General features: G+C 64.9%; 21 protein-coding genes. 15 read left to right on the plus strand and 6 right to left on the minus strand.

Annotated features, from left to right (window positions below; genetic code table 11):
* The first annotated feature begins 69 nt into the window (after positions 1-69).
* Positions 70-2,235, plus strand: a complete 2,166-nt coding sequence (gene katG, locus AC13D8_RS06000; protein ID WP_482968156.1) for a catalase/peroxidase HPI — start codon at positions 70-72, stop codon at positions 2,233-2,235.
* 55 nt (positions 2,236-2,290) lie between these two features.
* Here the strand turns inward: katG and AC13D8_RS06005 are convergent, their stop codons facing one another.
* Together AC13D8_RS06005 and AC13D8_RS06010 are read right to left on the minus strand one after the other, a co-directional pair.
* The gene (locus tag AC13D8_RS06005; protein ID WP_482968084.1) at positions 2,291-3,211 is read right to left on the minus strand and encodes a glucokinase; all 921 of its coding nucleotides are present in this window, start codon (positions 3,209-3,211) and stop codon (positions 2,291-2,293) included.
* Positions 3,204-3,974 (minus strand): HpcH/HpaI aldolase family protein, encoded by a 771-nt coding sequence (locus AC13D8_RS06010; protein ID WP_482968085.1) that lies wholly within the window; start codon positions 3,972-3,974, stop codon positions 3,204-3,206. Before AC13D8_RS06010 ends, AC13D8_RS06005 begins: the two co-directional genes overlap by 8 nt.
* 119 nt (positions 3,975-4,093) lie before the next feature.
* Here AC13D8_RS06010 and AC13D8_RS06015 point away from each other — a divergent pair, with 119 nt between their 5' ends.
* Positions 4,094-4,270: a VOC family protein gene (locus AC13D8_RS06015; protein ID WP_482968086.1), complete on the plus strand. Its 177-nt coding sequence runs from the start codon at positions 4,094-4,096 to the stop codon at positions 4,268-4,270.
* Positions 4,267-5,166, plus strand: a complete 900-nt coding sequence (locus tag AC13D8_RS06020) for a DMT family transporter (RefSeq protein ID WP_482968087.1) — start codon at positions 4,267-4,269, stop codon at positions 5,164-5,166. Before AC13D8_RS06015 ends, AC13D8_RS06020 begins: the two co-directional genes overlap by 4 nt.
* A 47-nt stretch (positions 5,167-5,213) precedes the next feature.
* Here the strand turns inward: AC13D8_RS06020 and AC13D8_RS06025 are convergent, their stop codons facing one another.
* Positions 5,214-6,146 carry a carbon-nitrogen hydrolase family protein gene (locus AC13D8_RS06025; RefSeq protein WP_482968088.1) on the minus strand — a complete coding sequence of 311 codons (933 nt, stop codon included), beginning with the start codon at positions 6,144-6,146 and terminating at the stop codon, positions 5,214-5,216.
* Between the two features lie 167 nt (positions 6,147-6,313).
* On the opposite strand from AC13D8_RS06025, the gene AC13D8_RS06030 reads away from it, so the two are divergent.
* Positions 6,314-7,003 carry a winged helix-turn-helix transcriptional regulator gene (locus AC13D8_RS06030; RefSeq protein ID WP_482968089.1) on the plus strand — a complete coding sequence of 230 codons (690 nt, stop codon included), beginning with the start codon at positions 6,314-6,316 and terminating at the stop codon, positions 7,001-7,003.
* On the opposite strand, the gene AC13D8_RS06035 is transcribed toward AC13D8_RS06030, so the two are convergent.
* Entirely contained in the window at positions 7,000-7,809 is an 810-nt protein-coding gene (locus tag AC13D8_RS06035; RefSeq protein ID WP_482968090.1) for a division plane positioning ATPase MipZ, read from the minus strand. The genes AC13D8_RS06030 and AC13D8_RS06035 overlap by 4 nt on opposite strands.
* A gap of 136 nt (positions 7,810-7,945) precedes the next feature.
* Here AC13D8_RS06035 and AC13D8_RS06040 point away from each other — a divergent pair, with 136 nt between their 5' ends.
* Both AC13D8_RS06040 and AC13D8_RS06045 read left to right on the plus strand, forming a co-directional pair.
* Complete coding sequence (locus AC13D8_RS06040) at positions 7,946-9,475, plus strand: AAA family ATPase (RefSeq protein WP_129432354.1); 1,530 nt, start codon at positions 7,946-7,948, stop codon at positions 9,473-9,475.
* Positions 9,472-10,191, plus strand: coding sequence for an SDR family oxidoreductase (locus AC13D8_RS06045; RefSeq protein ID WP_482968091.1), 720 nt, complete (start codon positions 9,472-9,474; stop codon positions 10,189-10,191). Before AC13D8_RS06040 ends, AC13D8_RS06045 begins: the two co-directional genes overlap by 4 nt.
* An 8-nt stretch (positions 10,192-10,199) precedes the next feature.
* Here the strand turns inward: AC13D8_RS06045 and AC13D8_RS06050 are convergent, their stop codons facing one another.
* The gene (locus AC13D8_RS06050) at positions 10,200-10,613 is read right to left on the minus strand and encodes an RrF2 family transcriptional regulator (protein ID WP_482968092.1); all 414 of its coding nucleotides are present in this window, start codon (positions 10,611-10,613) and stop codon (positions 10,200-10,202) included.
* A gap of 211 nt (positions 10,614-10,824) precedes the next feature.
* Between AC13D8_RS06050 and AC13D8_RS06055 the strand changes: the two genes are divergently transcribed.
* The 5 genes from AC13D8_RS06055 to AC13D8_RS06075 are packed head-to-tail and all read left to right on the plus strand — an operon-like array spanning position 10,825 to position 15,178.
* The gene (locus AC13D8_RS06055) at positions 10,825-11,511 is read left to right on the plus strand and encodes a 5-formyltetrahydrofolate cyclo-ligase (RefSeq protein ID WP_482968093.1); all 687 of its coding nucleotides are present in this window, start codon (positions 10,825-10,827) and stop codon (positions 11,509-11,511) included.
* Positions 11,508-12,029, plus strand: a complete 522-nt coding sequence (gene ubiT / locus AC13D8_RS06060) for a ubiquinone anaerobic biosynthesis accessory factor UbiT (RefSeq protein ID WP_482968094.1) — start codon at positions 11,508-11,510, stop codon at positions 12,027-12,029. The genes AC13D8_RS06055 and ubiT overlap by 4 nt, the downstream gene beginning before the upstream one ends.
* A 6-nt stretch (positions 12,030-12,035) precedes the next feature.
* A complete protein-coding gene (gene ubiU / locus AC13D8_RS06065) occupies positions 12,036-13,034 on the plus strand; it encodes a ubiquinone anaerobic biosynthesis protein UbiU (RefSeq protein ID WP_482968095.1) in 999 nt (332 codons plus the stop codon).
* Positions 13,035-13,039: 5 nt separating this feature from the next.
* Positions 13,040-13,954: a ubiquinone anaerobic biosynthesis protein UbiV gene (gene ubiV, locus AC13D8_RS06070; protein WP_482968096.1), complete on the plus strand. Its 915-nt coding sequence runs from the start codon at positions 13,040-13,042 to the stop codon at positions 13,952-13,954.
* A gap of 21 nt (positions 13,955-13,975) precedes the next feature.
* Positions 13,976-15,178, plus strand: a complete 1,203-nt coding sequence (locus AC13D8_RS06075) for an NnrS family protein (protein ID WP_482968097.1) — start codon at positions 13,976-13,978, stop codon at positions 15,176-15,178.
* Positions 15,179-15,249: 71 nt separating this feature from the next.
* On the opposite strand, the gene AC13D8_RS06080 is transcribed toward AC13D8_RS06075, so the two are convergent.
* A complete protein-coding gene (locus AC13D8_RS06080) occupies positions 15,250-15,954 on the minus strand; it encodes a cyclic nucleotide-binding domain-containing protein (RefSeq protein ID WP_482968098.1) in 705 nt (234 codons plus the stop codon).
* Positions 15,955-16,207: 253 nt separating this feature from the next.
* Between AC13D8_RS06080 and AC13D8_RS06085 the strand changes: the two genes are divergently transcribed.
* The 4 genes from AC13D8_RS06085 (at position 16,208) to narH (ending at position 24,357) form a co-directional block, all read left to right on the plus strand.
* The gene (locus AC13D8_RS06085; RefSeq protein ID WP_482968099.1) at positions 16,208-17,575 is read left to right on the plus strand and encodes an MFS transporter; all 1,368 of its coding nucleotides are present in this window, start codon (positions 16,208-16,210) and stop codon (positions 17,573-17,575) included.
* A gap of 63 nt (positions 17,576-17,638) precedes the next feature.
* A complete protein-coding gene (locus AC13D8_RS06090) occupies positions 17,639-19,063 on the plus strand; it encodes a NarK family nitrate/nitrite MFS transporter (protein WP_482968100.1) in 1,425 nt (474 codons plus the stop codon).
* A gap of 12 nt (positions 19,064-19,075) precedes the next feature.
* Positions 19,076-22,834 carry a nitrate reductase subunit alpha gene (locus tag AC13D8_RS06095; protein WP_482968101.1) on the plus strand — a complete coding sequence of 1,253 codons (3,759 nt, stop codon included), beginning with the start codon at positions 19,076-19,078 and terminating at the stop codon, positions 22,832-22,834.
* Complete coding sequence (gene narH, locus AC13D8_RS06100) at positions 22,831-24,357, plus strand: nitrate reductase subunit beta (protein WP_129432344.1); 1,527 nt, start codon at positions 22,831-22,833, stop codon at positions 24,355-24,357. Before AC13D8_RS06095 ends, narH begins: the two co-directional genes overlap by 4 nt.

Raw genomic sequence — 24,357 nt, forward strand, 5'->3', positions numbered from 1 at the left:
AACCATTCCAGATTCGCGCCGTGCAATCCGTGCGGCGTGCGAGAGATGCAAACCGAACCGGAGGAAAAGATGGACGGCAACGACATAGGCAAATGCCCCGTGATGCATGGCGGACAGACCGAGAGCGGCAAGAGCGTCACCGACTGGTGGCCCAAGATGCTCAACCTCGACATCCTGCACCAGCATGACACCAAGACCGATCCGCTGGGCCAGGAGTTCGACTATCGTGACGCGGTTCGTGGCCTCGATGTCGAGGCGGTCAAGGATGACCTCAAGGCGCTGATGACCGACAGCCAGGAGTGGTGGCCGGCCGATTGGGGCCATTACGGCGGTCTGATGATCCGGCTGGCATGGCACGCGGCGGGCAGCTATCGCCTCGCCGACGGGCGCGGCGGCGCGGGCACCGGCAATATTCGTTTCGCGCCGCTCAACTCGTGGCCCGACAACGGTAACCTCGACAAGGCACGCCGCATCCTGTGGCCGATCAAGAAGAAATACGGCAACAGGCTGAGCTGGGCCGATCTCATCATCCTCGCGGGCAACATGGCCTATGAATCGATGGGGCTGAAGACGTTCGGCTTTTCCTTTGGACGCGAGGATATCTGGCACCCGGAGAAGGACACCTACTGGGGCGCCGAGCGCGAGTGGCTCGCACCGTCGGACAGCCGCTACGAGGATGTGGGCAAGCCCGACACGATGGAGAACCCGCTGGCCGCCGTGCAGATGGGTCTCATCTACGTCAATCCCGAGGGCGTCAACGGCCAGCCCGATCCGCTCAAGACCGCCGGCCAGGTGCGCGAGACCTTTGCCCGGATGGCGATGGACGACGAGGAGACTGCGGCGCTGACCTGTGGCGGGCACACCGTCGGCAAATGCCACGGCAACGGCGACGCCGAGGCGCTTGGGCCCGAACCCGAGGGCGCGGATGTCGAGACGCAGGGGCTTGGCTGGATCAACCCCAACCTGAAGGGTGCGGCCACCAACGCCATCACCTCGGGCATCGAGGGCGCATGGACGACCAACCCGACGCAGTGGGACATGGGCTATTTCAAGCTGCTCTTCGGCTATGAATGGGAGCTGACCAAATCCCCTGCGGGTGCCAACCAGTGGCAGCCGGTCGACATCCGTGAAGAGGACATGCCGGTCGACCCCACCGATCCCTCGAAGCGCGTTATGCCGGTCATGACCGATGCCGACATGGCGATGAAGATGGACCCGAGCTATCGCGCCATCTGCGAGAAGTTCATGCAGGACGAGGCGTATTTCGCCGATACCTTCGCGCGGGCATGGTTCAAGCTGACCCACCGCGATCTCGGGCCTCAGACGCGCTATATCGGCCCCGATGCGCCCGATGAAGAGCTGGTCTGGCAGGATCCGGTCCCGGCGGGCACCGTCGATTACGATATCGGCAAGGCCAAGCGCCTGATTGCCGGGAGCGGGCTGTCGGTCTCGGACATGGTCGCCACCGCGTGGGATTCGGCGCGCACCTTCCGGCAGTCGGATTTCCGCGGCGGCGCCAACGGCGCGCGCATCCGCCTCGCCCCGCAGAAGGACTGGGAGGGCAACGAGCCCGACCGTCTGGCGCGCGTGCTGAGCGTGCTGGAGCCGATTGCGGACGAGGTCGGCGCGAGTGTGGCCGACATTATCGTGCTGGCGGGTAACGTGGGTGTCGAGCAGGCCGCCAGGGCCGCCGGGTTCGACATCGAGGTGCCGTTCGCGCCCGGTCGCGGGGATGCCACCGACGAGATGACCGACGCGGATTCGTTTGCCGTGCTGGAGCCGCTCGCCGACGGTTTCCGCAACTGGATGAAGAAGGACTACATCGTCACCTCCGAGGAGATGCTCCTCGACAGGGCGCAGCTCATGGGCCTCACCGGGCCCGAGATGACCTGCCTGATCGGGGGGATGCGGGCCATGGGTGCCAATCACGGCGGCACCGCGCATGGCGTCTTTACCGACCGGGTGGGCGCGCTGACGACCGATTTCTTCACCACGCTCACCGATATGGGCCTGAAGTGGGAGCCCGCGGGCGGAGGTCTCTACAATATCGTGGACCGCAAAACCGGCAAGACCCGCCACACCGCGACGCGGGTTGATCTGGTATTCGGCTCGAACTCGATCCTGCGCGCCTATTCGGAGGTCTACGCACAGGACGATGCGGCAGAGCGTTTCGTCTACGACTTTGTCTCTGCGTGGACCAAGGTGATGGAGGCCGACCGCTACGATCTGGGCTGATTGCGGCCTGGGCGAATGACAAGGGGCGGCGCCGGGACGATCCGGTGCCGCCTTTTTACGTGCGCTGCCGCAGCGCCCGCCAGCAACCGCGAAGCGCGGCCATGTCGTCGGTGATAAGCGTGACCGGCATTGCCTGCATGATCCCGGCATAGGGGCCGCGCGCGGTGAAGGTCGAGGCGAAATCCGTCCCGGTCAGGTGTGGGGCGACCGCCCGCGCGGTACCGCCGATGAGGTACACACCACCGGTGGCCATGTGGGTGAGCGCGAGGTTGCCCGCTACCGCGCCCAGAAGCCGCGCGAAGAGCGCCAGCGTGTCGCGCGCCGGGCCACCGTCGCCCGCCGCCGCGACGATCGCGGGGGCGTCGCGCGTCTCGCCGGTGCGCAGCCGGTGCAGCCGCGCCAGCCCCGGCCCCGAGAGAAGCGCCTCGTAGGGCTTGTGCGCCACCTCGCGGCCCAGGGCTGCGATCACGGCATTCGCGGCCTCATCCAGATGCGGCAGACCGGAATGCCCCGCCTCGGCGGGCGGCACGAAGAGGCGGTCGCCCACGCGGTACGCCACCGCGATGTTGCTGCCGGTGCCGAGGCCCAGCACCATGCGCGCGCCGTCTGGGTCGGGCGTGCCGGGCAGGATGGGGGTGAAACAGCCCGGGTCGAGATCGTCGAGCGCCATCGCCTGCGCCTGAAGATCGTTCATCAGGTACACCGGCGCCGCGCCCGTGAGGGCGGCGAGCGCCGCCGCCTCAATGCGCCAGTCGAGGTTGGTCAGTTGCGCCGCCCCGGCACGCACCGGCCCGGCGACGCCCGCGCAGAGCGCCGAGACCTTCGCCCCGCCCAGATAGGCCGCGACCAGCGCCTCTGGCGTGGCGAAATCGGCATTGGCCAGCCGCTGCGCGGTTTCCGGGCGCAGCCCGTCCCCGGTGGCCAGTGCCAGCCGGGTGTGGCTTGCGCCGATATCGGCCAGCACCCACTCAGCCATCGCGCCAGCGCGCGGCCAGCGCCCGCGCCGCTTCGGCCAGCAGCACCACGTCGATCCCCACGGCAAGGGCGCGCGCGCCCCAGTCGCGGTAGCGCGCAGCCGTTTCCGGGTCGAGCGCGAGGATGCCGGGCGCGCGCCCAGCCGCCGCGATCCGCCCCAGCGCGTCCTTGATTGCCTCTTGCACCTCGGGGACCGAGGCATCGCCGAGATGGCCCATGTCGGCGGCAAGGTCCGAGGGGCCTATAAAGACCACGTCCACCCCCTCGACGGCGAGGATCTCGTCAAGCGCGGCGAGCCCTGCGCGCGTCTCGACCTGCACCATCAGGCATGTCTGCGCGTTGGCCGTGCGGATGTAATCGGGAATGCCGGAGAACCGTGAGGCGCGCGCCAATGCCGCGCCCGATCCGCGCACGCCCTCGGGCGGGTAGCGCATGGCGCGCACGAGGCCCTCCGCCTGCGCCGCGCTCTCGACCATCGGGATGAGCAGGGTCTGCGCGCCCGCGTCCAGCACCTGCTTGATCGCCCATGTCTCGCCCATGGGCAGACGCACAACCGGCTGCGTTTCCGCGCCGCGCAGCACACCAAGCTGCGCCGAGATCGTGCGCAGGTCGTTGGGCGCGTGTTCGGCGTCGATCACCAGCCAGTCGAAGCCGGCCTCGGCCAGCACCTCGGTCGGGTAGGGCGCGGCAAAGCCAGCCCAGCAGCCATAGAGTGTCTCGCCGCGCGCAAGCGCGGATTTCAGGCGGTTTTCGGGGGCGGGCATGGTTCTCTCCTCTCAGGTGGTCGGGGCCAGCATAGACCGCGGTGGCCGTGGCTGGCGAGGGGGTGCATGGACAATCCGCTGTGTGCGTGCTTCGGTCTCTCCACGTCAGGGAGGGAGCCATGAAACTCACGCTGCACCACGTCAATCTCGCCACCTTTGGCGCGCATCTCGAGGCGCACGGCATTCCCTATTCGGACTGGGGCAACCGGGCGATGGCGGGGTGGCACCAGATATTCTTCTATGATCCGGACGGCAACGTGATCGAGGTTCACCAGAAAGCGGATGGTGCGCCGTGACCGATCATCTCAAGGGCCTTCTCATCACCGCGACCGGCGTGTTGTTCATCGTGCCGGACTCGCTGTTCGTGCGGCTGATCGAGGGCGACGCCGCGTCGATCACCTTCTGGCGCGGGATCACCGCAGGCAGCGTGATCCTGATCGGCGTGCTGCTCACCCGTGGGCCGACAGGCTTTCGCGAGGTGGCGGCGACGGGGGGGCGCGGCGCGCTCTATACGGTGCTGCTGGGCATGTCCCTGTCGGGCTTCGTGCTGGCGGTGAGCTGGACGAGCGTGGCCAACGTGGTGCTCATCCTCGCCTCCATGCCGGTCTTTGCTGCGCTCTTCAGCCGCGTTTTCCTGGGCGAGACGATCAGCCTGCGGATGGTGCTGACGATGATCGGGGTGTTCGCCGGGCTGGCGCTCATCCTGCGCGGCTCGCACGAGACGGCGGGAGCGCATTGGAGCGGCGACCTCGTGGCGCTCGGCGTCTCGGCGACATATGCGGCGGCGATGACCACGGCGCGGCGGCTGCGGGCGGTGTCGCTCGTGCCGACCATTCCGGTGGCGATGATCGGGGCCTCGCTGCTGGTCTGGCCGCTGGCGTCACCGCTGGAGGCGTGGCAGGCAAGCTGGCCGCTCCTGCTGGCGCACGGGGCGTTCATCAGCGTAGCGACCTCGCTGATGACGCTGGGGCCGCGCTATATCACCGCGGCAGAGGTGGCGCTGCTGATCCTGCTGGAATCGGTGTTGGCACCGCTGCTCGCCTGGGCGGTGATCGGCGAGGACCCGGGACGTTGGGCGCTCATTGGCGGGGCGGTGGTGATCTCGGTGCTGGCCGTGTCGAATATCTGGGCGCTCAGGATGAGCCGCCGGATGCGCATTCGACCGCAGCCGCGCACCGGGCCGCCGCTCTGAGACAGGCGGATCTTTATCTAGGAGCGGGCTTGGCGGCGCGGTGCCGCTCAGACGAAATTGACCGGGCGCTTCGGGCTTCTGTCGACCGTTAGCGAAAACACGTCAGGGCGGGAGTAGTGGCCGCTGGCGTCGAATTTCCGGCGTGAGGCGCGGGCATCGGCGACGTTGATCTCGGCCATGAGCAAGCCCTTTTCGCGGTGCATCGGCCCGGCGGCGACCCCGCCGAAGGGTTTGTAGACCACGGCATCGCCGGGGTTCACCCATTCATCCTTGTTGGGAAACAGGGTATCGTAATGCGGGATGTTCGTGGGAATGTCCGACGCCTGTAATGCGGTGGCGCATCCGATCACCCAACAGCCGCCTTCGCGGGCGATATGCTGCATCGTGGCCAGCCAGGTGTCGCCACTATCCCAGGTCGGCGCGACATAGATGTCGATGTTCTGGGCATAGAGCGCGGCGCGCGCCATTGGCATGTAGTTTTCCCAGCATAGCAGCGCGCCGATCCGCCCCACCGCGGTATCGACCACGTTGAGGCCCGCCCCGTCGCCGAAGCCCCAGATCATGCGTTCCGGGTTGGTCGGCATCAGCTTGCGGTGGTTGTTGGCTATGGTGCCGTCGGCGTCGATGATGATGCATGAGTTATAGAGGGTTGAGCCCGACACGGCACCATCGAGTTCCTGGTACCCGGCCACGATGACCATCTCGTGCTCTGCCGCCGCCTCCTGCAAAGGAGCCATGCCGTTGCGGCTCAGATCGATCGAATTGGCCTGCAACAGGGCGAATAGCTCGTCCGTCTTGCCCATGTCGGCGCCCGGTGAAAGGCGCCAGCAGAACGTTGGATACCCTGGAAACCAGGCTTCGGGAAAGACCAGCAGCCGCGCCCCCTCGCTGGCGGCTTGCGCAACCAGTTCGACCGCGCGATCCATGCTGGCAGCGAGGTCGAGATAGACTGGCGGCTGTTGAACGATTGCGATCTTCATGGCGGTTTCTCCCATTGATCAGCCTGTCGCCGATGATTGGCGTCAAGATACGCTGTCAATGTCGTTGCTATGTCCCTTCCGCGATAGTCCTGAAACTGTACTGGATCGGGGCGGTCCGAACCCCTAGTCTCGACCGATCCTGGTTTCGCAGGAAAAGGAGACATCTCATGAGTGGCAGCTACGGTCAGTTTTGTCCGATCTCGATGGCCTCGGAGGTCCTGTGCGCGCGCTGGACGCCGCTATTGCTGCGAGAACTCCTGTGCGGAAGCACGCGGTTCAACGATTTGCGGCGGGGCCTGCCACGGATGTCGCCATCGCTATTGTCGAAGCGCTTGGGAGAGCTGGAAACGGCCGGGGTCATCCATTCCGTCAAAGGCGCTCACGGCGTCAAGGAGTACCGCCTGACACAGGCCGGCGAAGAGCTTCGCCCGCTTGTGATGGGGATCGGGGCGTGGGGGCAGCGATGGGTGGAAAGCGAGATTTCCCTCAACAACCTGGATCCCCAATTGCTGATATGGGATATGCATCGCGGCCTGAATATTGATCCGCTGCCGGAGCGCCGGGTATGCCTTCAGTTCGTGTTTGGCGATTTGCCCGTCACGCGACAGAATTACTGGTTGCTGGTTGATCCGCAATCCGGCGTCGAGGCCTGCTATTCTGATCCGGGTTACGAGGTTGACCTGTTTTCCGAATCGAGCCTGCGCACCATGACGGCGATCTGGATGGGTCTGGATACCGTCCAGAAAGCGGTAAAGGATGGCAGGCTGAATTTGACCGGTCCACGCGAAATCGCCGCCAGAATGCAGGAATGGCTGGGCCTCAGCCCGTTCGCCCAACAGGAGCGGATGGTCGGCTAGAAATTGACCGTCACACCCGGCAGGTTTAGCGCCTTGACGAGGTCGCGCAATTCCTGCCGTGCCGCGATGTTGGAGATGTTGAGCCCCTTTACCCCGATATCGCGCAAATCAAGCAGCGTGAGCCCGCGCGGGAACAGTTCGCGGAAGATCACCCGCTCGTTGAAGCCCGGCGCCACGCGAAAGCCGATCCGGCGCGCCAGCGCGTCGAGCGCGCGGCCCATCTTTTCCTTGTTAACCATCGCCTGTGCGCCCACCCGGTTGCGCAGCACAACCCAATCGATCGCCCGCAATCCCGCCTGCGCGCGCAATTGCCGCGCGTTCCACACCATCTCGGAATAGACCGATGGCCCGAGGATCGTCTGCCCGTCGGCATCGGTCCGTGCCAGGAGGTCGAAATCTATGAAGCTGTCGTTGAGCGGCGTGATCAGCGTATCGGCGAGGCTGTGGGCGACCTGGCTGAGGCGGGTATGCGAGCCGGGGCAGTCGATCACGATGAAATCCCTCTCGGGCTCGGCGGCCGCCATTGCCGCGGCGAGGCGGCGGTCATAGAGGTTCTCGCCGGGCTTGAGATCGGCCTCGGCGACCTCGGGCAACTCGACGAGCCGGGCGCTTGGCAGGTCGAGTCCCTCCTTTTCAAGGAACCGGGTACGGTTCTCGGCGTAGCGCCCGAAGCTGCGCTGCCGCAGGTCGAGGTCGAGGGCGCTTGTGCGGTGGCCCATGCGAGCGAGCGCGGTTGCCACGTGCATCGAGACGGTGGATTTGCCAGCTCCGCCTTTCTCGTTGCCGACCACGATGATATGCGCCATGCCTTGCCTTTCCCCAGCGGCGTTTTTCCGCCGATCCTACCCTCTGGTTCTCAATCGGGGAAGCGTGGCGCAGGGTCAAGCCGCTTCGCGTGGCTTTCGCTGGCACCTCGCCGATGCCACGGCTAGGGTCGCGCACATGACCGAGACCGCGCTTACCTATTCTCCCGACCAGGCCGAGGCCCATGACCGCATTGCCGAGGCGCTGCGCGGCGTGGGGGTTGATATCGTCGAGGGAACGCTCATGCCGCCGCGTGAAGGCGGGCGCGCGGTGATGGCCGTCGTCGGCAAGGCCGGGTCGGGCAAGACGCTGCTTCTGGCCGCGCTTTACCGTGCGCTCGAGGAGGCGGGCGTCGATGTGGTCTCGGGCGATTGGGAGGGGCGGCGCCGCCGCGACCGGCGCACGCTGGCCATTCTCGCGCCCACCAACAAGGCGGCGAGCGTGCTGCGGATGCGCGGCGTGCCCGCGACGACCATTCACCGCATTCTCTATACCCCGGTTTATGACCCGGAATACGCGAAGATTGCCGAATGGCTGGCAGGGCAGGGCGCGAAGCCGGAGATCGAGGGGCTGACCGAGCAGGCGCTCGACCGGGCACTGGCGTTTTACCAGAATCACAAGTCGATCCCCGGCGCGCTGGCGGCGGCGGGGCTCCGCGGCTCGGATTTCATTACCGGCTGGACGCGTCGCGAGGAGCCGCTCGATATCGGCCTCGTCGATGAGGCGAGCATGCTCGACGCGCAGCAATTCGAGGATTTGCAGGAGATTTTCCCGACGCTCGTCCTGTTCGGCGACCCGGCGCAGTTGCCCCCCGTCAAATCCACCGGCGGCATGGTGTTCGACAGCCTGCCCGCGCCCGCGCGCCTTACGCTCAGCCGTATCCACAGGCAGGACGCCGACAACCCGATCCTCGATCTTGCGCATGCGCTGGCCGACCCGGCGCTGGAATTCCACCATTTCGAGCGAATGATCGAGGACGCCGCCCGCCGCGACGAGCGGGTGAGATGGGCCGAGCGAGTCGAGGTGGACCTGATGGCGCGCTCGCCGGTCCTCGTGTGGCGCAACGCAACGCGCATTCGCCTCATCAATGCGTTCCGCGCGGTGCATGGCGCTCCCGAGACGGCGCTCCTGGAAGGCGAGCCGCTGATCTGCGACGGGATCGAGTTGCCGCTCAAGCACCGCAAGAAGCGGCTGGACCTGGAGGCGCGCGGTCTCATCAAGGGGGCGCAGGTGATCTATCTGGGCCCTGGCAAGCGGGCAGGATTCTCGCGGCTGCATGTCATCGGGGCCGAGGACCCGCGCCTATCGGCGGCCTCGATCGTCAAGATCGAGAAACCGGGCGAGGAAGAACCGTTCATCCCCTATGCCGCCAATATGGGCGCGGTGTTCCTGCATGGCGCGGCGGTGACGATCCACAAGGCGCAAGGATCGCAATGGCGCGATGTTCAGGTCTTTGCCCCTGACATTTATGCCGCCGCGCGGATGGGCCGGTCGGAAGCCGGGCAGCCGCTGTGGAAGCGGCTGGCCTATGTGGCGATCACCCGCGCCGAGGAACGGCTGCACTGGGTGGTGCGCAACCGGCTGTCGAAACCCACCGCGCCGCTGAGCGTGGACGACCTGCGCGCGAAGCCGGTGGCGCTGGAACTGGAACGGGAGGACGAAGCATGAAATCCGTGCTGATTACCGGCGCGAGCGCCGGGATTGGGGCCGCCTGCGCGCGGGCCTTTCTGGAAGCGGGCTCGAAGGTCGGGCTGATGGCGCGTCGCGCGGAGGCGTTGGAGGCGGTGGCCGGGGGGCATGGCAATGCCGTGATCCTGCCCGGCGACGTGACTGATCCGCAGGATGTGGCGCGTTGTTTCGACGATTTCGTGGCCAAGGCGGGCCGGCTCGACGTTCTTTTCAACAACGCCGGCAGCTTCGGCCGCGCGGCGATGATCGACGAGTTGGATTATGACGAGTGGCGGCAGGTGGTGGATGTGAACCTCCACGGCATGTTTCTCTGCGCGCAGGCGGCGTTCGGCCAGATGCGGCGGCAATCGCCCCAAGGCGGGCGGATCATCAACAACGGCTCGATCTCGGCTCATTCTCCGCGCGCGGGCTCGGTCGCCTATACCACCACCAAGCACGCGATCACCGGGCTGACCAAGACGCTCAGCCTCGATGGGCGCGCCTTTGACATTGCCTGCGGCCAGATCGACATCGGCAATGCACGCACTGAATTGCTGGAAGGAATCATCGCGGCCAACCCTGACTCTCCGCCGCCGGTGATGGAGGTGGCCCACGTGGGCAACGCGGTCCTGTCGATGGCCGAATTACCGCCCGAGGCCAACGTGCAGTTCATGACGCTGATGGCCACCAAGATGCCCTATATCGGACGCGGGTAGATCGCACGTCAGGCACCTTCCGGGCGATAGACGCAATCGGCCAGGGTGCTGCGGTTAAGGTCCGCGACGAACGCGGCCTCGGCATGGGCCAGCCGGGATTTCAGCTGGCATTTCGGGGACAGGATGCAGGCGTTGCTGCCGGTCGCGAAACATTCCACCAGCGCCTGGTCGGCCTCGAGCACGGCCACCACATCGCCAAGGCGGATATCCTCGGAGGGGCGGGCCAGCATAGCGCCACCACCTCCGCCGCGCCGGGTTTCCAGCAGGCCTGCCGCGGCCAGTGCCGAGATCACCTTGGCCAGGTGGTTGCGTGAGACCCGGAGTTCAGCGGCGAGATCGGCGGCGGTAAAGGCGCGGGCCGGATCGCCCGCCATGCGCATGAGCACGCGCAGCCCGTAATCGGTAAAGGAGGTGAGGCGCAAGGTCGCGCTCCTGAATTGGTATTTGCAATGCGTATTATAGCGCGGTAACGAGTAAATCAAATACCAATGCGTTCGGCTCGGGCGAATCGCGGGTGAAAGGGCTGCGCATGCAACAAGATGCCGCCATCGCAAGACCGTATGAGATGGGCGACCTGATTGGTCAAAACACGCTGGAAAACTGTATGTTCATCAACGGGTTAGGGCCTGCTGCATGACCCAGAGCAAGACATATGCCTCGCCGCCCTGCATGGCCTCGGAGGTCGATCCCACCTATTTCGATCCGATGAGCGTCGATCCAGATCAAGCGCGCGACGTGGCGCGCTGGCGGCGGGCGGAACGGATACGGCTGGCCAGGCTGAGGGAGGATCTGGGCCAGGCGGGGCGTGCCCGGGTCTCAGGCCAAATCGGCCGGCACCTGTCGCGTGTGCTGGAGGAACGCGGTGTAGGACAAGGGACCGTCCTCGCCGGCTACTGGCCGATCAAGGGCGAACCCGATCTGCGCCCGGTTCTGAAAGGGCTACATCGTGCGGGCGTTACCATAGCCCTGCCGATTGTGGAAACCCGCGCGGCCCCGCTGATCTTTCGGCGCTGGACACCTGATACCAAGATGGTCCGCGGCGACTGGAACATCCCCGTTCCGCCACCCGAGGCCGACCCGCTGATCCCCGACATCACGCTGGCGCCCTGCCTTGGCTGGTCCGAGGGATGCTATCGGCTGGGCTGGGGCGGGGGGTATTTCGACCGCACGCTGGCGTCGCTCGACCCGCGCCCCGTGGCCATCGGCATCGCGCTCGGTGCCGCGAACCTGACCACGATCTATCCGCAACCCCACGATATCCCGCTCGATCTGATCGTGACCGAGGAGGGGCTAGTCGCAGAAAGGACGGCCACGTCATGAGCACTGGAGTTCACACTGTCTCTCCGGCCCGATTGCCCGGAGGTGGCGTAGTCTCGCGTCTGGCCTGTGCTGTGGTGCAGCCGATCCTGTCGCGTGTCGTGCGGCGGATCGCGGCACGGCACCCGTCGCTCTTTGCCCGCCTGGGCCCGCATCAGGGCACCGATTTCCTGATCGACCCGGTCGATCTGCCCTTTGCCCTGCACCTGCGCCCCGACCCCGGCGCGCTGTTGTTTCGCGCCGTGCCGCGCGATGCCGTGCCGCAGGCGGGTGCGGTGATCCGGGGGCGGTTCCTGCTGCTGCTGGAACTGGTGGATTCCGAGGAGGATGGCGATGCCGCCTTCTTCTCGCGCGATCTGGAGGTGACCGGCGACACCGAGGCGGTGGTGCGGCTGCGCAACGCGCTGGATGACGTGGACGGCTCCATCGCCGAGGAGACGGCGGCGATGTTCGGCCCGCCCGGGCGGGCCGTCCTGGCACGGTTGCGCCGTGCCTATACCCCCGAGATGGAAAGGACCTGATCCGAGATGAGCCTTGCCGAACTGATCTGCCCCGCGGGCACCCCTGCCGCCCTGCGCACCGCCGTCGATGCGGGTGCCGACGCGGTCTATTGCGGGTTTCAGGATGCGACCAACGCGCGCAATTTCCCGGGCCTGAACTTTACCCCCGATGAGCTGGCCGAGGCGGTGAACTATGCCCATGCCAGGGGGACAAAGGTGCTGCTGGCGCTCAACACCTACCCGCCCGCGGGCAAGGTGGATCTCTGGCGGCAGGCGGCGGATACCGGCGCGCGGCTGGGGGTGGATGCCTTTATCGTCGCCGACATGGGCGTGGCCGATTACATCGCGCGCACGCATCCCGGCGTCAGGCTGCACCTGTCGGTGCAGGCGGCGGCCTCGTCGCCCGAGGCGATCCGCTACTATTGCGAGCATTTCGGGGTCAGGCGTGTGGTGCTGCCGCGTATCCTGACCATCCCGGAAATACGCCAGATCAAGCGCGAAATCCCCTGCGAGATCGAGACCTTCATCTTTGGCAATCACGGTCTGATGGTCGAGGGGCGGTGCAGCCTGACCAATTACCTGACCGGGCAATCCACCAACATGGACGGCGTGTGTTCGCCCGCTTCGGACGTTGAGTATGCGCGGCATGAGGATGGGTCGATGTCCTCGCAATTGGCGGGGTTCACCATCGACCGGTTCGGCCCAGAGGAGAAGGCCGGGTATCCCACTATCTGCAAGGGCCGCTACACCGCGCCCCATAGACCAGAGGGGTATTACGCCTTCGAGGAGCCGGTGAGCCTGAACCTTTCACGGCTTTTGCCCGAACTGATCGATGCGGGTGTGCACGCATTCAAGATCGAGGGGCGGCAGCGATCGAAATCTTATGTGCGGGGCGTGGTGCGTGCCTTCCGCGCGGCGGTGGACGATATCCGCGCCGGGCGGGAGGCCAACATGGCCGATCTGGTCGCGCTGACCGAGGGGCAGAAACAGACGCAGGGCGCGTTCGAGACCAAGAAATGGCGGTGACGGAGATGACGACGAAACTGACCCTCGGGCCGATTGCCTATCACTGGTCCGCCGAGAGGCGCCGCGACTTCTACGCACGCATCGCTGACGAGGCCCCGGTGGACGAGGTCTATCTGGGCGAGGTGATCTGTTCCAAGCGCGCGCCGTTCCACGAGGGCGAGCTGCCCGAGATCATCGAGCGGTTGGAACGTGCGGGCAAGACCGTGATCGTCTCGACCCTGGCCGAGGTGATGCTGAAACGTGAGCGCAAGGCAACAGATGATCTTGCGGTGATGGACACCCCCGAGATCGAGGTGAACAACGCCGCCGGGCTATATGCTCGCGGCAGGCGGCCGCATCGCATCGGCCCGTTCATGAACGCTTATAACGAGGCCACGATCGCGTGGATGGCCGGGCAGGGGGCGACCCATGTCTGCCTGCCCACCGAATTGCCCGCCGAGGCGATTGCCGTGGCTGCCGCAGCCGCGCGAGATGTGGGGCTCGGGGTCGAGGTGCAGGTCTTCGGGCGCGCCTCGCTGGCGGTTTCGGCCCGCTGCTACCACGCCCGGGCGCACGGGCGGACCAAGGACAATTGCCGCTTCGTCTGCGAGGACGATCCTGACGGGATGCCGCTTCGCACCCGCGACGATGCGCCGATCCTGCGCGTGAACGGAATCCAGACCCAGTCCGAGAGCTATGTCGACCTGCTACCCGAGGCGGATCGGTTGGTGGCCGACGGTGTGACCCATCTTCGGCTCATGCCGCAGGATGTGGACATGGTGGCGGTGGCGGGTGTGTTCCGCGACGTGTTGGACGGGGCGCTGCCGGTCGATGAGGCGGATGGCCGCCTTGGTGTACTGAGCGGGGCTGTGAACCTGAGCAACGGCTTCTATCATGGTGCTGCGGGCTATCGCCGGATCGCCATGGCTGCACGGACGTGACGGCAAGAAGGAGGCCCTCGAATGACGACGGCTGAGCGGATGCGCGCCTGGCGCGGTCCCGCGATCCTGACCTACGGGTTCCGTCCGCTCTTTCTCGGGGCGTCGGTCTGGGCCGCGTTCGCCATGGCGCTCTGGGTGCCGATGCTGTCTGGTCACATCACCCTGCCCACGGCCTTCGATCCGGTGAGCTGGCACGCGCATGAGTTTCTATTTGGCTATCTCGGGGCGGTGGTCGCGGGTTTTCTGCTGACGGCCGTCCCGAACTGGACCGGACGCCTGCCCATCGTGGGCTGGCCGCTGGGCGTGCTGGTGGCACTGTGGCTGGCAGGGCGCGTCACGGTGGCGGTCTCGGCGGGCTTGCCGCCGCTCTTCGTGGCCACGGCAGATCTGGCCTTTCCTGTGGTTTTCGGGGCGGTGCTCGCCCGCGAGATCGTGGCCGGCCGGAACTGGCGCAACCTGATCGTGCTTGGAATGCTCGCGGTCTTTACTCTTGGAAACGCGCTCTTTCACTGGGAGGCGGCGCGCGGCGGTTATGCCGCGCAAGGCCATGGCCTGCGGCTGGGCCTTGGTGCGGCGATCATGATGATCGCCGTGATCGGCGGGCGCGTCGTGCCGTCCTTTACCCGCAACTGGCTGGTCAAACGTCGCAGCGCGGTCCTGCCCGTTCCGCCAATGCAACGCTTTGACAAGGGGGCGTTGGTCGTGATGCTGGGAGCGCTTGTGCTGTGGGTCGTGCAGCCACTGCACCCGCTAACGGGTGCAGCACTCGTGCTGACCGGCGCGCTGCATGCGTTGCGGTTGGGGCGTTGGGCGGGGCACCGGACCCTCGCCGAGCCGCTGGTGACGGTGCTGCATGTGGCTTACGCCTTTCTTCCCCTGGGCGCACTGGCGATCGGTGTCGAAATTCTCCTGCCCGGTGGCCTGGGCATGGCCGGGGCGCAGCATCTGTGGATGGCGGGCGCGGTCGGGCTGATGACGATGGCGGTCATGACGCGCGCGACGCTGGGCCATACCGGGCAGGCGCTGAGTGCCGGGGCGGGCACGATCGCCATCTATGCGGCCCTCATCCTTGCCGTGCTGGCCCGGGTGGGCGCGGGTATCTGGCCCGAGCACGCGGCATGGCTGCATAGCCTGTCGGGCCTGGCATGGATCGCGGGTTTCGGCGGGTTCGCGGGGCTGTATGGGCCGGTGATGTTGCGGCCCCATGTCGACAAGGCGCGATAAAGGGTGCGTTTGGGCCGCGGGCATGTCGCGGCGGGGCCTGAGGTGGCGACTGGCACGGCCTTGCCCCGTCGTCAGGTGGAATGATCGTCGATCAGAGGATTGGGTTTCGCAAAGCTGGCCAGGTCCCCGGGGTCGGTAATCGTGATCTGCATACCGTCCACCTCGACGCCGTAGGGCTGCAGCCCCTTGAAGGCACGGCTGAGATTTTCCGGTGTCATGCCCAGTACGGCGGCGAGGTGGCGTTTCTCGAAGTCCAGTTCGAATGTCGCCGAGCCCCCTGACTGTATCCGCTGCCGCAGCAGGAAGTTGGCCAGCCGTTCCAGCGAGGTCCGCAGCTTGAGGTCCTTCTGTGCTTTGACCATCGAGCGGTAGCACTGTGCGAGCTCTGCCACGATGGCGCGGGCAAAGGAATTGTCGGCATCGAACACGGCGCGCACGTCCTGGCTTGGGATCAGAGCGATTCGGCTCTTTGTCAGCGTGCGGGCGGACATGAGATAGGGCGCGTCGAGGATGGTGGCGGCGAGGATGAAGGTCGAGATCGGGCGCACGGTGGCCATGCTGGTCTCGCGCTTGTTCCAGGCCGAGAACAGGTCGACCGATCCAGATAGGATGATGTGCAGGAAATCGCTCGTGTCGCCCTCGGAGATCAGCTCGATCTGTGGCGGAAAGTTCTGCACATAGGCCCCGTGCATCAGGTCGGTGAAATGCGCGTCGGCCATATCCCGGAAGAGATGCAGCTCCCGGATGTCGCGATGCACCGACTCGGGTAGTCCCATTCGTATTGGCATCACTCTCTCGATCGTCTTGCTGGCTCGCGGATTGATTATTGTCAATAAGCCACTTGTTCATTGCATTCAACCGGGTTGACGACAGTACGTGACCGGCATGACGGATTTCAGTAAGTTATTTATTTTCAAACGTTTTTCCAGAAATCTGATCCAGATCAAGTCTCTGCTCCCGGCTCTGCCCGCATGACTGGCCGAAGCCCGGTTGCGGGCAGGATACAACGACAGGCCGGAGGAAAAGGTCATGCACACACTCGATGGTGTCTCACGCTCGGATCAGTACCGGGCCTTGGGGCTCAGCACGTTTGCGTTCACCGTCTGCTTTGCCGTCTGGACGATCTTCTCGATAATCGGCGTTCAGATCAAGGAGGATCTGGGGCTGAGTGACACGCAGTTCGGCCTGCTGGTCGCAACCCCGATCCTGACCGGATCGGTCAGCCGCATTTTTCTGGGTGTCTGGACCGAGCAGTTCGGCGGTCGCATCATGTTTCCGCTTCAGATGCTGATCACGGCGGTCGCGGTTTGGTTGCTGACGAGCGTGCAGACCTATCCGGTCTTCCTGCTCGCCGCGCTCGGCCTGGGCCTGGCCGGTGGGTCGTTCATCGTCGGCGTGGCCTATACCTCGCGCTGGTTCGAGAAGGAAAAGCAGGGCACGGCTCTTGGCATCTTCGGCGCGGGCAACGTGGGCGCCGCGGTCACCAATTTCGCGGCTCCCTTTCTGGTTGTCGCGCTCGGCTGGGAAGGGACCGCGCGGGTCTATGCCATCGTGCTGGCCGTGGTCGCGGTGCTCTTCTACCTGCTGGCCAAGACCGACCCGGTGCAGGCAGAGCGTAAGCGCACCGGCGAAGGCCCCGCCTCGACCGGCTCGATGCTGGAGCCGCTGCGCGACCTGCAGGTCTGGCGGTTTGCCACGTATTACTTCTTTGTCTTCGGTGCCTTCGTGGCCCTCGCGAGCTTTCTGCCACGCTACTACACCGGGGCCTACGGTCTGGAACTGACGACCGCGGGTGTCTTTGCCGGACTTTACAGCCTGCCGGGATCGGTGTTTCGCGCGCTCGGCGGCTGGATGTCCGATATCTGGGGGGCGCGGTTTGTGATGTATCTGACGTTTATCGGGTCGCTGCTGATCCTGTTCGTCATGAGCTATCCGCAGACCGGCTATGTCGTGCAGGGCATCAACGGGCCGATCACCTTCGATTTCGGCCTTTCGGTGGGCGTGTTCGTCGCTCTAACGGTGATCCTCGGCTTTCTGATGAGCCTCGGCAAGGCCGCCGTCTACAAGCATATCCCGGTCTACTATCCCTATCACGTGGGGTCTGTCGGCGGGTTGGTCGGCATGATCGGCGGGCTTGGCGGGTTCTTCCTGCCGATCGCCTTCGGGGTGCTGCTCGATCTCACGGGGGTGTGGACCGCGCCGTTCATGCTGCTTTTCGTGCTGGTGCTGGTCTCGACCGTGTGGATGCACCTCGCGATCCGCCGGATGGAACGCCGCCGTCACCCCGGTCTCGAGGGTGAGAAGTACCTCTCCGACGTGCCGGATGCGCCACTGCCCAAACCTGTGGGCGGGTCTGGCGGTGCGCCTCGCGGCGCGGGATCGCAACCCGCGGAATGACGAACACAACGGTGCGGCCCGGTGCGGCCGCACCTCAATCCGAGACATAAGGACATATTCGACATGACGTCCCAATCCAAGAATTCCGGTCACCTGCTGACCGATTGGCAGCCCGAGGATACGGGCTTCTGGCAGCAAGGCGGGGCACGTATCGCCCGGCGCAACCTGTGGATCTCGATCCCGGCGCTTCTTCTGGCCTTTTCGGTCTGGATGGTGTGGTCGGTCGTGGTCGCGAAACTGCCTGCCATCGGGTTCGACTTCACCACCGGTCAGCTGTTCTGGCTGGCAGCGCTTCCGGGGCTTTCGGGGGCGACGCTGCGCATCTTTTACAGCTTCATGATCCCGATCTTCGGCGGGCGGCTCTGGACGACGTTGTCGACCGCCTCGTTGCTGCTGCCCGCCGTGGGCATCGGATTTGCCGTGCAGAACCCGGATACGTCCTACGCCTGGTTCCTGGTCCTCGCGCTGATGTGCGGCTTTGGCGGGGGCAATTTCGCCTCGTCGATGGCCAACATCTCCTACTTCTATCCGAAGGCGGAGAAGGGCAACGCGCTGGCGCTCAACGCCGGCCTCGGCAATCTGGGCGTGTCGGTGATGCAGTTCGTCGTGCCTGTGGTCATCACCATGGGGGTATTCGGCGCCGTCGGCGGTGCGCCGCAGGAGCTTTCGGATGGCGGGCGCATCTGGTTGCAGAACGCGGGATTCGTCTGGGTGCCGTTCCTGGTGATCGCCACGATCGCCGCGTGGTTCGGGATGGATGACATTGCCGATGCCAAGGCGTCACTGTCGGATCAGCTCCAAATCCTCAAGCGTCGGCAGAATTGGATCATGTGCATTCTCTATACCGGCACGTTTGGCAGCTTCATCGGCTATGCCGCGGGTTTCCCGCTGTTGATGAAACTGCAGTTTCCGGATCTCGACATGCTGCACCTGGCGTTCCTCGGGCCGCTGGTCGGTGCGCTGAGCCGTGCGGGCACGGGCTGGATCTCGGACAAGTGGGGCGGTGGTCGCGTGACCTTCTGGACCTTCCTCGGCATGATCGCCGCGGTCTGGGGCGTTCTGCAATTCCTGCCGCTGGGTGGCAGCGCGGGCAATTTCTGGGGCTTCTTCGCCTGCTTCATGGCGCTGTTCTTCCTGACCGGCGTGGGCAATGCCTCGACCTTCCAGATGATCCCGGTGATCATGCGCAAGGAAGTGGCCCGCCTCAATCCCGGGCAGGACGAGAAGGCGGCGCGCAAGCAGGCCGAGCGCGAGGCCTCGTCGATCATCGCCTTTACCTCGGCCATCGCTGCCTACGGTGCCTTCTTCATTCCCAAGAGCTACGGCACCTCGATCGCGCTGACCGGCGGGCCGGCGGCGGCGCTCTGGACCTTCCTGATCTTCTACGTGCTCTGCGCGCTGATCACTTTCGCAGTCTACACCCGCAAGGGTGGGCTGCTTCACGACATCGAACATGGCCGCGCCACCCCCGCGCAGCCCGCCAACTAAGGAGAGAGAGCCATGAGTCATCTGCTCGACAAGCTGAACTTCTTCCAGAGCAAGGAATTGGAGCAATTCTCTGACGGTTGGGGTCAGACCACCCGCGAGAACCGCGACTGGGAGGATACATATCGCAGCCGCTGGCGGCACGACAAGATCGTGCGCTCCACCCACGGGGTGAACTGCACCGGTTCGTGTTCCTGGAAGATCTACGTCAAATCCGGCATCGTCACCTGGGAAACGCAGCAAACCGATTATCCGCGTACCCGCGCGGGCATGCCCAACCACGAGCCGCGCGGTTGCGCGCGGGGCGCCTCCTATAGCTGGTATCTCTACTCGGCCAACCGGGTGAAGAACCCGCTCATTCGCGGCGCCCTGATGCGTGCCTGGCGCAGGATGCGTTCCACGATGACGCCGGTGGCTGCCTGGGCCGCAATCCAGAACGATCCCGACTTGCGCGCCTCGATCACCAAGACCCGCGGCAAGGGCGGGTTCGTGCGCGCAAGCTGGGACGAAGCGACCGAGATCGTCGCTGCCGCCAACGCCTACACGGCCAAGACCTACGGCCCCGACCGCGTCTTTGGCTTCTCACCGATCCCCGCCATGTCGATGGTCAGCTACGCCGCCGGTTCGCGGTATCTGAGTCTTTTGGGTGGCACCTGCATGTCCTTCTATGACTGGTATTGCGACTTGCCGCCGGCCAGCCCGCAGACCTGGGGCGAACAGACCGACGTGCCGGAATCGGCGGATTGGTACAACGCAGGCTTCCTGATGCTCTGGGGCTCGAACGTGCCGCAGACGCGGACGCCAGATGCGCATTTCTACACGGAGGTGCGCTATCGCGGCACCAAGTCGGCGGTGGTCAGCCCCGACTATTCCGAGGCCGCCAAGTTCGGCGATATCTGGCTCAACCCGCAGGCGGGCACCGATGCGGCGCTCGCGATGGCCATGGGCCATGTCATCCTGCGCGAATACCACCTCGACCGGCAGGCCGAGTATTTCGAGGAGTATGCCCGCAAGTACACCGACATGCCGATGCTGGTCCGGCTCGACGAGAAGGACGGCCACCTCGTGCCGGGCCGCATGCTGCGCGCCGAGGATTTCGACGGGAAGCTGGGCGAGAAGAACAACCCCGACTGGAAGACCGTCGCGTATGACGAGGCATCGAACCAGATCGTGGCACCCAACGGCTCGATCGGCTTTCGCTGGGGCGAAGAGGGTAAGTGGAACCTTGAGGAGAGGGCCAAGGGCACCGAGACCAATCTGCGCCTGAGCCAGATCCTCGAAGAGCATCACGACGAGGTCGTGGACGTCGATTTCCCCTATTTCGGTGGGGTCGCCACCGGAGATTTCGTGAAATGCGACCACCCCGACGTGCTCACGCGCAACATCCCCGCGCGGCGCGTCACGCTGGCGGGGGGCGACGAGGTTCTGGTCGCCACCGTGTTTGATCTCTTCTGCGCCAATTATGGCCTCGACCGGGGGCTGGGGGGCGACTGGGTCTCGAAGGATTTCGACGACGACCTGCCCTATACCCCCGCCTGGGCTGAAAAGATCACCGGCGTCGCGCGTGAGAAGATCATCGCGGTCGCACGCGAATTCGCGGGCAATGCCGAGAAGACGCGGGGCAAGTCCATGGTGATACTCGGGGCCGGTCTTAACCACTGGTACCACATGGATATGAACTATCGCGGCATCATCAACATGCTGGTGATGTGTGGTTGCATCGGGCAGGAGGGCGGCGGCTGGTCGCATTACGTGGGCCAGGAAAAGCTGCGCCCGCAAACCGGCTGGCAACCGCTCGCGTTCGCACTCGACTGGAACCGCCCGCCGCGGCACATGAATTCGACCTCGGCCTGGTATGCCCATACCGATCAATGGCGCTACGAAACGCTGCGCGCGGGGGAAATCCTGTCGCCCACGGCGCCCGAGGGCGATTGGGACGTGAGCCTCATCGACTACAACATCCGTGCCGAGCGGATGGGCTGGCTGCCTTCGGCCCCGCAGTTGAAAACCAACCCGCTGGAGGTGTCGAAAGCGGCGAAGAAGGCCGGCAAGGAGATCAAGGATTACGTCGCCGAGAAGCTGAAATCCGGCGATCTGGAAATGTCCTGTCAGGATCCCGACGCGCCCGAGAACTGGCCGCGCAACCTGTTTGTCTGGCGCTCGAACCTGCTGGGTTCCTCGGGCAAGGGGCACGAGTATTTCCTCAAGCACCTTCTGGGCACCGATCACGGCGTGATGGGCAAGGATCTGGGCGAGGAAGGCGGCGTGATGCCGAAAGAGGCGGTCTGGCACGATGAGGCGCCGAAGGGCAAGCTGGACCTGCTCGTCTGCATCGACTTTCGCATGTCCACCACCGCCGTCTATTCCGACATCGTCCTGCCGACGGCCTCCTGGTACGAGAAGGACGACATGAATACCTCGGACATGCACCCGTTCATCCACCCGCTTCAGGCGGCGGTGGATCCGGCCTATGAGAGCAAGTCGGACTGGGACATCTTCAAGACGATCGCCGCCAAGTTTTCCGAGGTGGCACCCGAGGTGCTGGGGGTGGAGACCGATATCGTACAGCTTCCGCTTCTGCACGACACGCCCGGCGAGTTGGCGCAGGCCCATGTCAAGGACTGGAAGAAGGGCGAATGCGACCTGATCCCGGGCAAGACCGCGCCCAACTACATCGCGGTGGAGCGGGATTATCCCAACCTCTACAAGAAGTTCACCTCAATCGGGCCGCTTTTGGAACGCTTGGGCAATGGCGGCAAGGGCATCAACTGGAACACCGATGAGGAGGTGCAAGCCTTGTGCGACCTCAACGGTGTGGTGCTGGACGAGGGTGTGTCCAAGGGCCACGCGAGGCTGGAAACGGCCATCGACGCCTGCGAGATGATCCTGATGCTGGCCCCTGAGACCAACGGCAATGTCGCGGTCAAGGCGTGGGAAGAGCTGGAGAAGCCCACCGGGCGGCACCATGCCCACCTGGCCGAGGGCGAGCATCACAACAAGATCCGCTTTCGCGATATCGCGGCACAGCCGCGCAAGATCATCTCAAGCCCCACATGGTCGGGGATCGAGAGCGACAAGGTCAGCTACAACGCGGGCTATACCAACGTGCATGAACTGATCCCGTGGCGGACCCTGACGGGCCGACAACAGCTCTACCAGGATCACCTGTGGATGCGCGCCTTCGGCGAGGGCTTTGTCAGCTACCGCCCTCCAGTCGATCTCAAGACCATCACCGCGGCCGTCAACAACGATGCCGCCGAGGGCAGCCCGCATGTGGTGCTGAACTTCATCACGCCGCACCAGAAATGGGGCATCCACAGCACCTATTCCGACAACCTGCTGATGCTGACGCTGAACAGGGGCGGGCCGGTCGTGTGGATGTCCGAGGTGGACGCAGCAAAGGCGGGACTCGTCGATAACGACTGGGTCGAGGCCTATAACATCAATGGTGCGCTGACTGCGCGGGTGGTGGTGAGCCAGCGGATCAAGCAGGGCACCCTCTTCATGTACCACGCGCAGGAAAAGATCGTGAACACGCCCGGATCGGAAAAGACCGGCCATCGCGGCGGCATCCACAACTCGGTCACCCGCGCCACGCTCAAGCCCACGCACATGATCGGCGGCTACGCGCAGCTCAGCTACGGGTTCAACTACTACGGCACCGTGGGCAGCAACCGCGACGAGTTCGTGATCGTGCGCAAGATGAAGAAGATCGACTGGCTGGACACCCCTGCGTCCGGGCCCGCAACCGGAAAAGTGGAGGCAGCGGAATGAGAGTTCGTGCGCAAATCGGCAAGGTTCTGAACCTCGACAAATGCATCGGGTGTCACACCTGCTCGGTCACCTGCAAGAACGTGTGGACGACGCGCGAGGGCGTCGAATATGCGTGGTTCAACAATGTCGAGACCAAGCCCGGCACCGGCTATCCCACCGACTGGGAAAACCAGAAACGCTGGAACGGGGGCTGGGTGCGCTCGGCCTCCGGCAAGCTGCAACCCAAGCAGGGGGCCAAGTGGCGGATCCTGGCGAATATCTTTGCCAACCCGTCGATGCCCGAGATCGACGACTATTACGAGCCGTTCGATTTCGACTATGACCACCTGAAATCCGCGCCCGACATGGATCATTTTCCCACCGCGCGGCCCCGGTCCAAGATCACAGGCGAGCGGATGGAAAAGATCGAGAAGGGCCCGAACTGGGAGGAAATCCTGGGCGGCGAATTCTCCAAGCGGTCCGAGGACTACAACTTCGAGAATGTGCAGAAGGAGATTTATGGAGAGTATGAAAATACCTTCATGATGTACCTGCCGCGTCTGTGCGAGCATTGCCTCAACCCGACCTGCTCGGCGTCGTGCCCCTCGGGCGCGATCTACAAGCGCGAGGAAGACGGCATTGTCCTGATCGACCAGGAGAAGTGCCGGGGTTGGCGGATGTGCATCTCGGGCTGTCCCTACAAGAAGATCTACTACAACTGGGAAAGCGGCAAATCGGAGAAATGCACCTTTTGCTATCCGCGCATCGAGAGCGGCCAGCCGACCGTGTGTTCGGAGACCTGTGTGGGCCGCATCCGATATCTGGGCGTGATCCTTTATGATGCCGACAAGATCGAGGCGGCGGCGAGCGCTGAGCGCGAGACCGACCTCTACGGCGCGCAGATGGATGTGTTCCTCGACCCGAACGACCCCGAGGTAATCGCCGCCGCTCGCCGCGACGGAATCCCCGAAGACTGGATCGAGGCGGCCAAGGTCAGCCCGGTGTGGAAGATGGCGATGGAGTGGAAAGTGGCCTTTCCGCTGCATCCCGAATACCGCACCCTGCCGATGGTGTGGTATATTCCGCCGCTTTCGCCCATCCAGAACGCCGCGCAGGCCGGCCAGATCGCGATGAGCGACCAGATGCCCGACGTGCGCAGCTTGCGCATTCCGGTGAAATACCTCGCCAACATGCTGACCGCGGGCGACGAGGAGCCCATCGTGCATGCGCTGGAGCGCATGTCGGCCATGCGGCTCTACATGCGCGCGCTCAGCGTGGACGGCGTGCGCGACGAGGCCATCGCTGCCCGCGTCGGCATGTCGGGCCGGGTGATCGAGGACATGTACAAGATCATGGCCATCGCCGATTACGAGGACCGTTTCGCGATCCCCACGGCGCACCGCGAACAGAACGAAGACGGGGCCGACATCCGTGGCGGCTGTGGCTTCACCGATGGCAATGGCTGTTCTTCTGGCGAGACGGGCAAGACGACGCTCTTCGGCGGCAAGAAGAAGAACTTTGCCCTGCCGCAGGAGACATTCTGA

The organism is Roseovarius sp. B-10 (assembly GCF_056859295.1).

Excerpts from the sequence above, each read along its gene's own strand:
- AC13D8_RS06010 (WP_482968085.1), bottom strand. The coding sequence starts at position 3,974 with ATGCCCGCCCCCGAAAACCGCCTGAAATCCGCGCTTGCGCGCGGCGAG.
- AC13D8_RS06035 (WP_482968090.1), bottom strand. The coding sequence starts at position 7,809 with ATGGCGCATATCATCGTGGTCGGCAACGAGAAAGGCGGAGCTGGCAAA.
- AC13D8_RS06085 (WP_482968099.1), top strand. The coding sequence starts at position 16,208 with ATGCACACACTCGATGGTGTCTCACGCTCGGATCAGTACCGGGCCTTG.
- AC13D8_RS06080 (WP_482968098.1), bottom strand. The coding sequence starts at position 15,954 with ATGGGACTACCCGAGTCGGTGCATCGCGACATCCGGGAGCTGCATCTC.
- narH (WP_129432344.1), top strand. The coding sequence starts at position 22,831 with ATGAGAGTTCGTGCGCAAATCGGCAAGGTTCTGAACCTCGACAAATGC.
- AC13D8_RS06095 (WP_482968101.1), top strand. The coding sequence starts at position 19,076 with ATGAGTCATCTGCTCGACAAGCTGAACTTCTTCCAGAGCAAGGAATTG.
- AC13D8_RS06030 (WP_482968089.1), top strand. The coding sequence starts at position 6,314 with ATGAGTGGCAGCTACGGTCAGTTTTGTCCGATCTCGATGGCCTCGGAG.
- AC13D8_RS06025 (WP_482968088.1), bottom strand. The coding sequence starts at position 6,146 with ATGAAGATCGCAATCGTTCAACAGCCGCCAGTCTATCTCGACCTCGCT.
- AC13D8_RS06005 (WP_482968084.1), bottom strand. The coding sequence starts at position 3,211 with ATGGCTGAGTGGGTGCTGGCCGATATCGGCGCAAGCCACACCCGGCTG.
- AC13D8_RS06045 (WP_482968091.1), top strand. The coding sequence starts at position 9,472 with ATGAAATCCGTGCTGATTACCGGCGCGAGCGCCGGGATTGGGGCCGCC.
- ubiV (WP_482968096.1), top strand. The coding sequence starts at position 13,040 with ATGACGACGAAACTGACCCTCGGGCCGATTGCCTATCACTGGTCCGCC.
- AC13D8_RS06075 (WP_482968097.1), top strand. The coding sequence starts at position 13,976 with ATGACGACGGCTGAGCGGATGCGCGCCTGGCGCGGTCCCGCGATCCTG.
- ubiT (WP_482968094.1), top strand. The coding sequence starts at position 11,508 with ATGAGCACTGGAGTTCACACTGTCTCTCCGGCCCGATTGCCCGGAGGT.
- AC13D8_RS06090 (WP_482968100.1), top strand. The coding sequence starts at position 17,639 with ATGACGTCCCAATCCAAGAATTCCGGTCACCTGCTGACCGATTGGCAG.
- AC13D8_RS06015 (WP_482968086.1), top strand. The coding sequence starts at position 4,094 with ATGAAACTCACGCTGCACCACGTCAATCTCGCCACCTTTGGCGCGCAT.
- AC13D8_RS06040 (WP_129432354.1), top strand. The coding sequence starts at position 7,946 with ATGACCGAGACCGCGCTTACCTATTCTCCCGACCAGGCCGAGGCCCAT.
- AC13D8_RS06055 (WP_482968093.1), top strand. The coding sequence starts at position 10,825 with ATGACCCAGAGCAAGACATATGCCTCGCCGCCCTGCATGGCCTCGGAG.
- ubiU (WP_482968095.1), top strand. The coding sequence starts at position 12,036 with ATGAGCCTTGCCGAACTGATCTGCCCCGCGGGCACCCCTGCCGCCCTG.
- katG (WP_482968156.1), top strand. The coding sequence starts at position 70 with ATGGACGGCAACGACATAGGCAAATGCCCCGTGATGCATGGCGGACAG.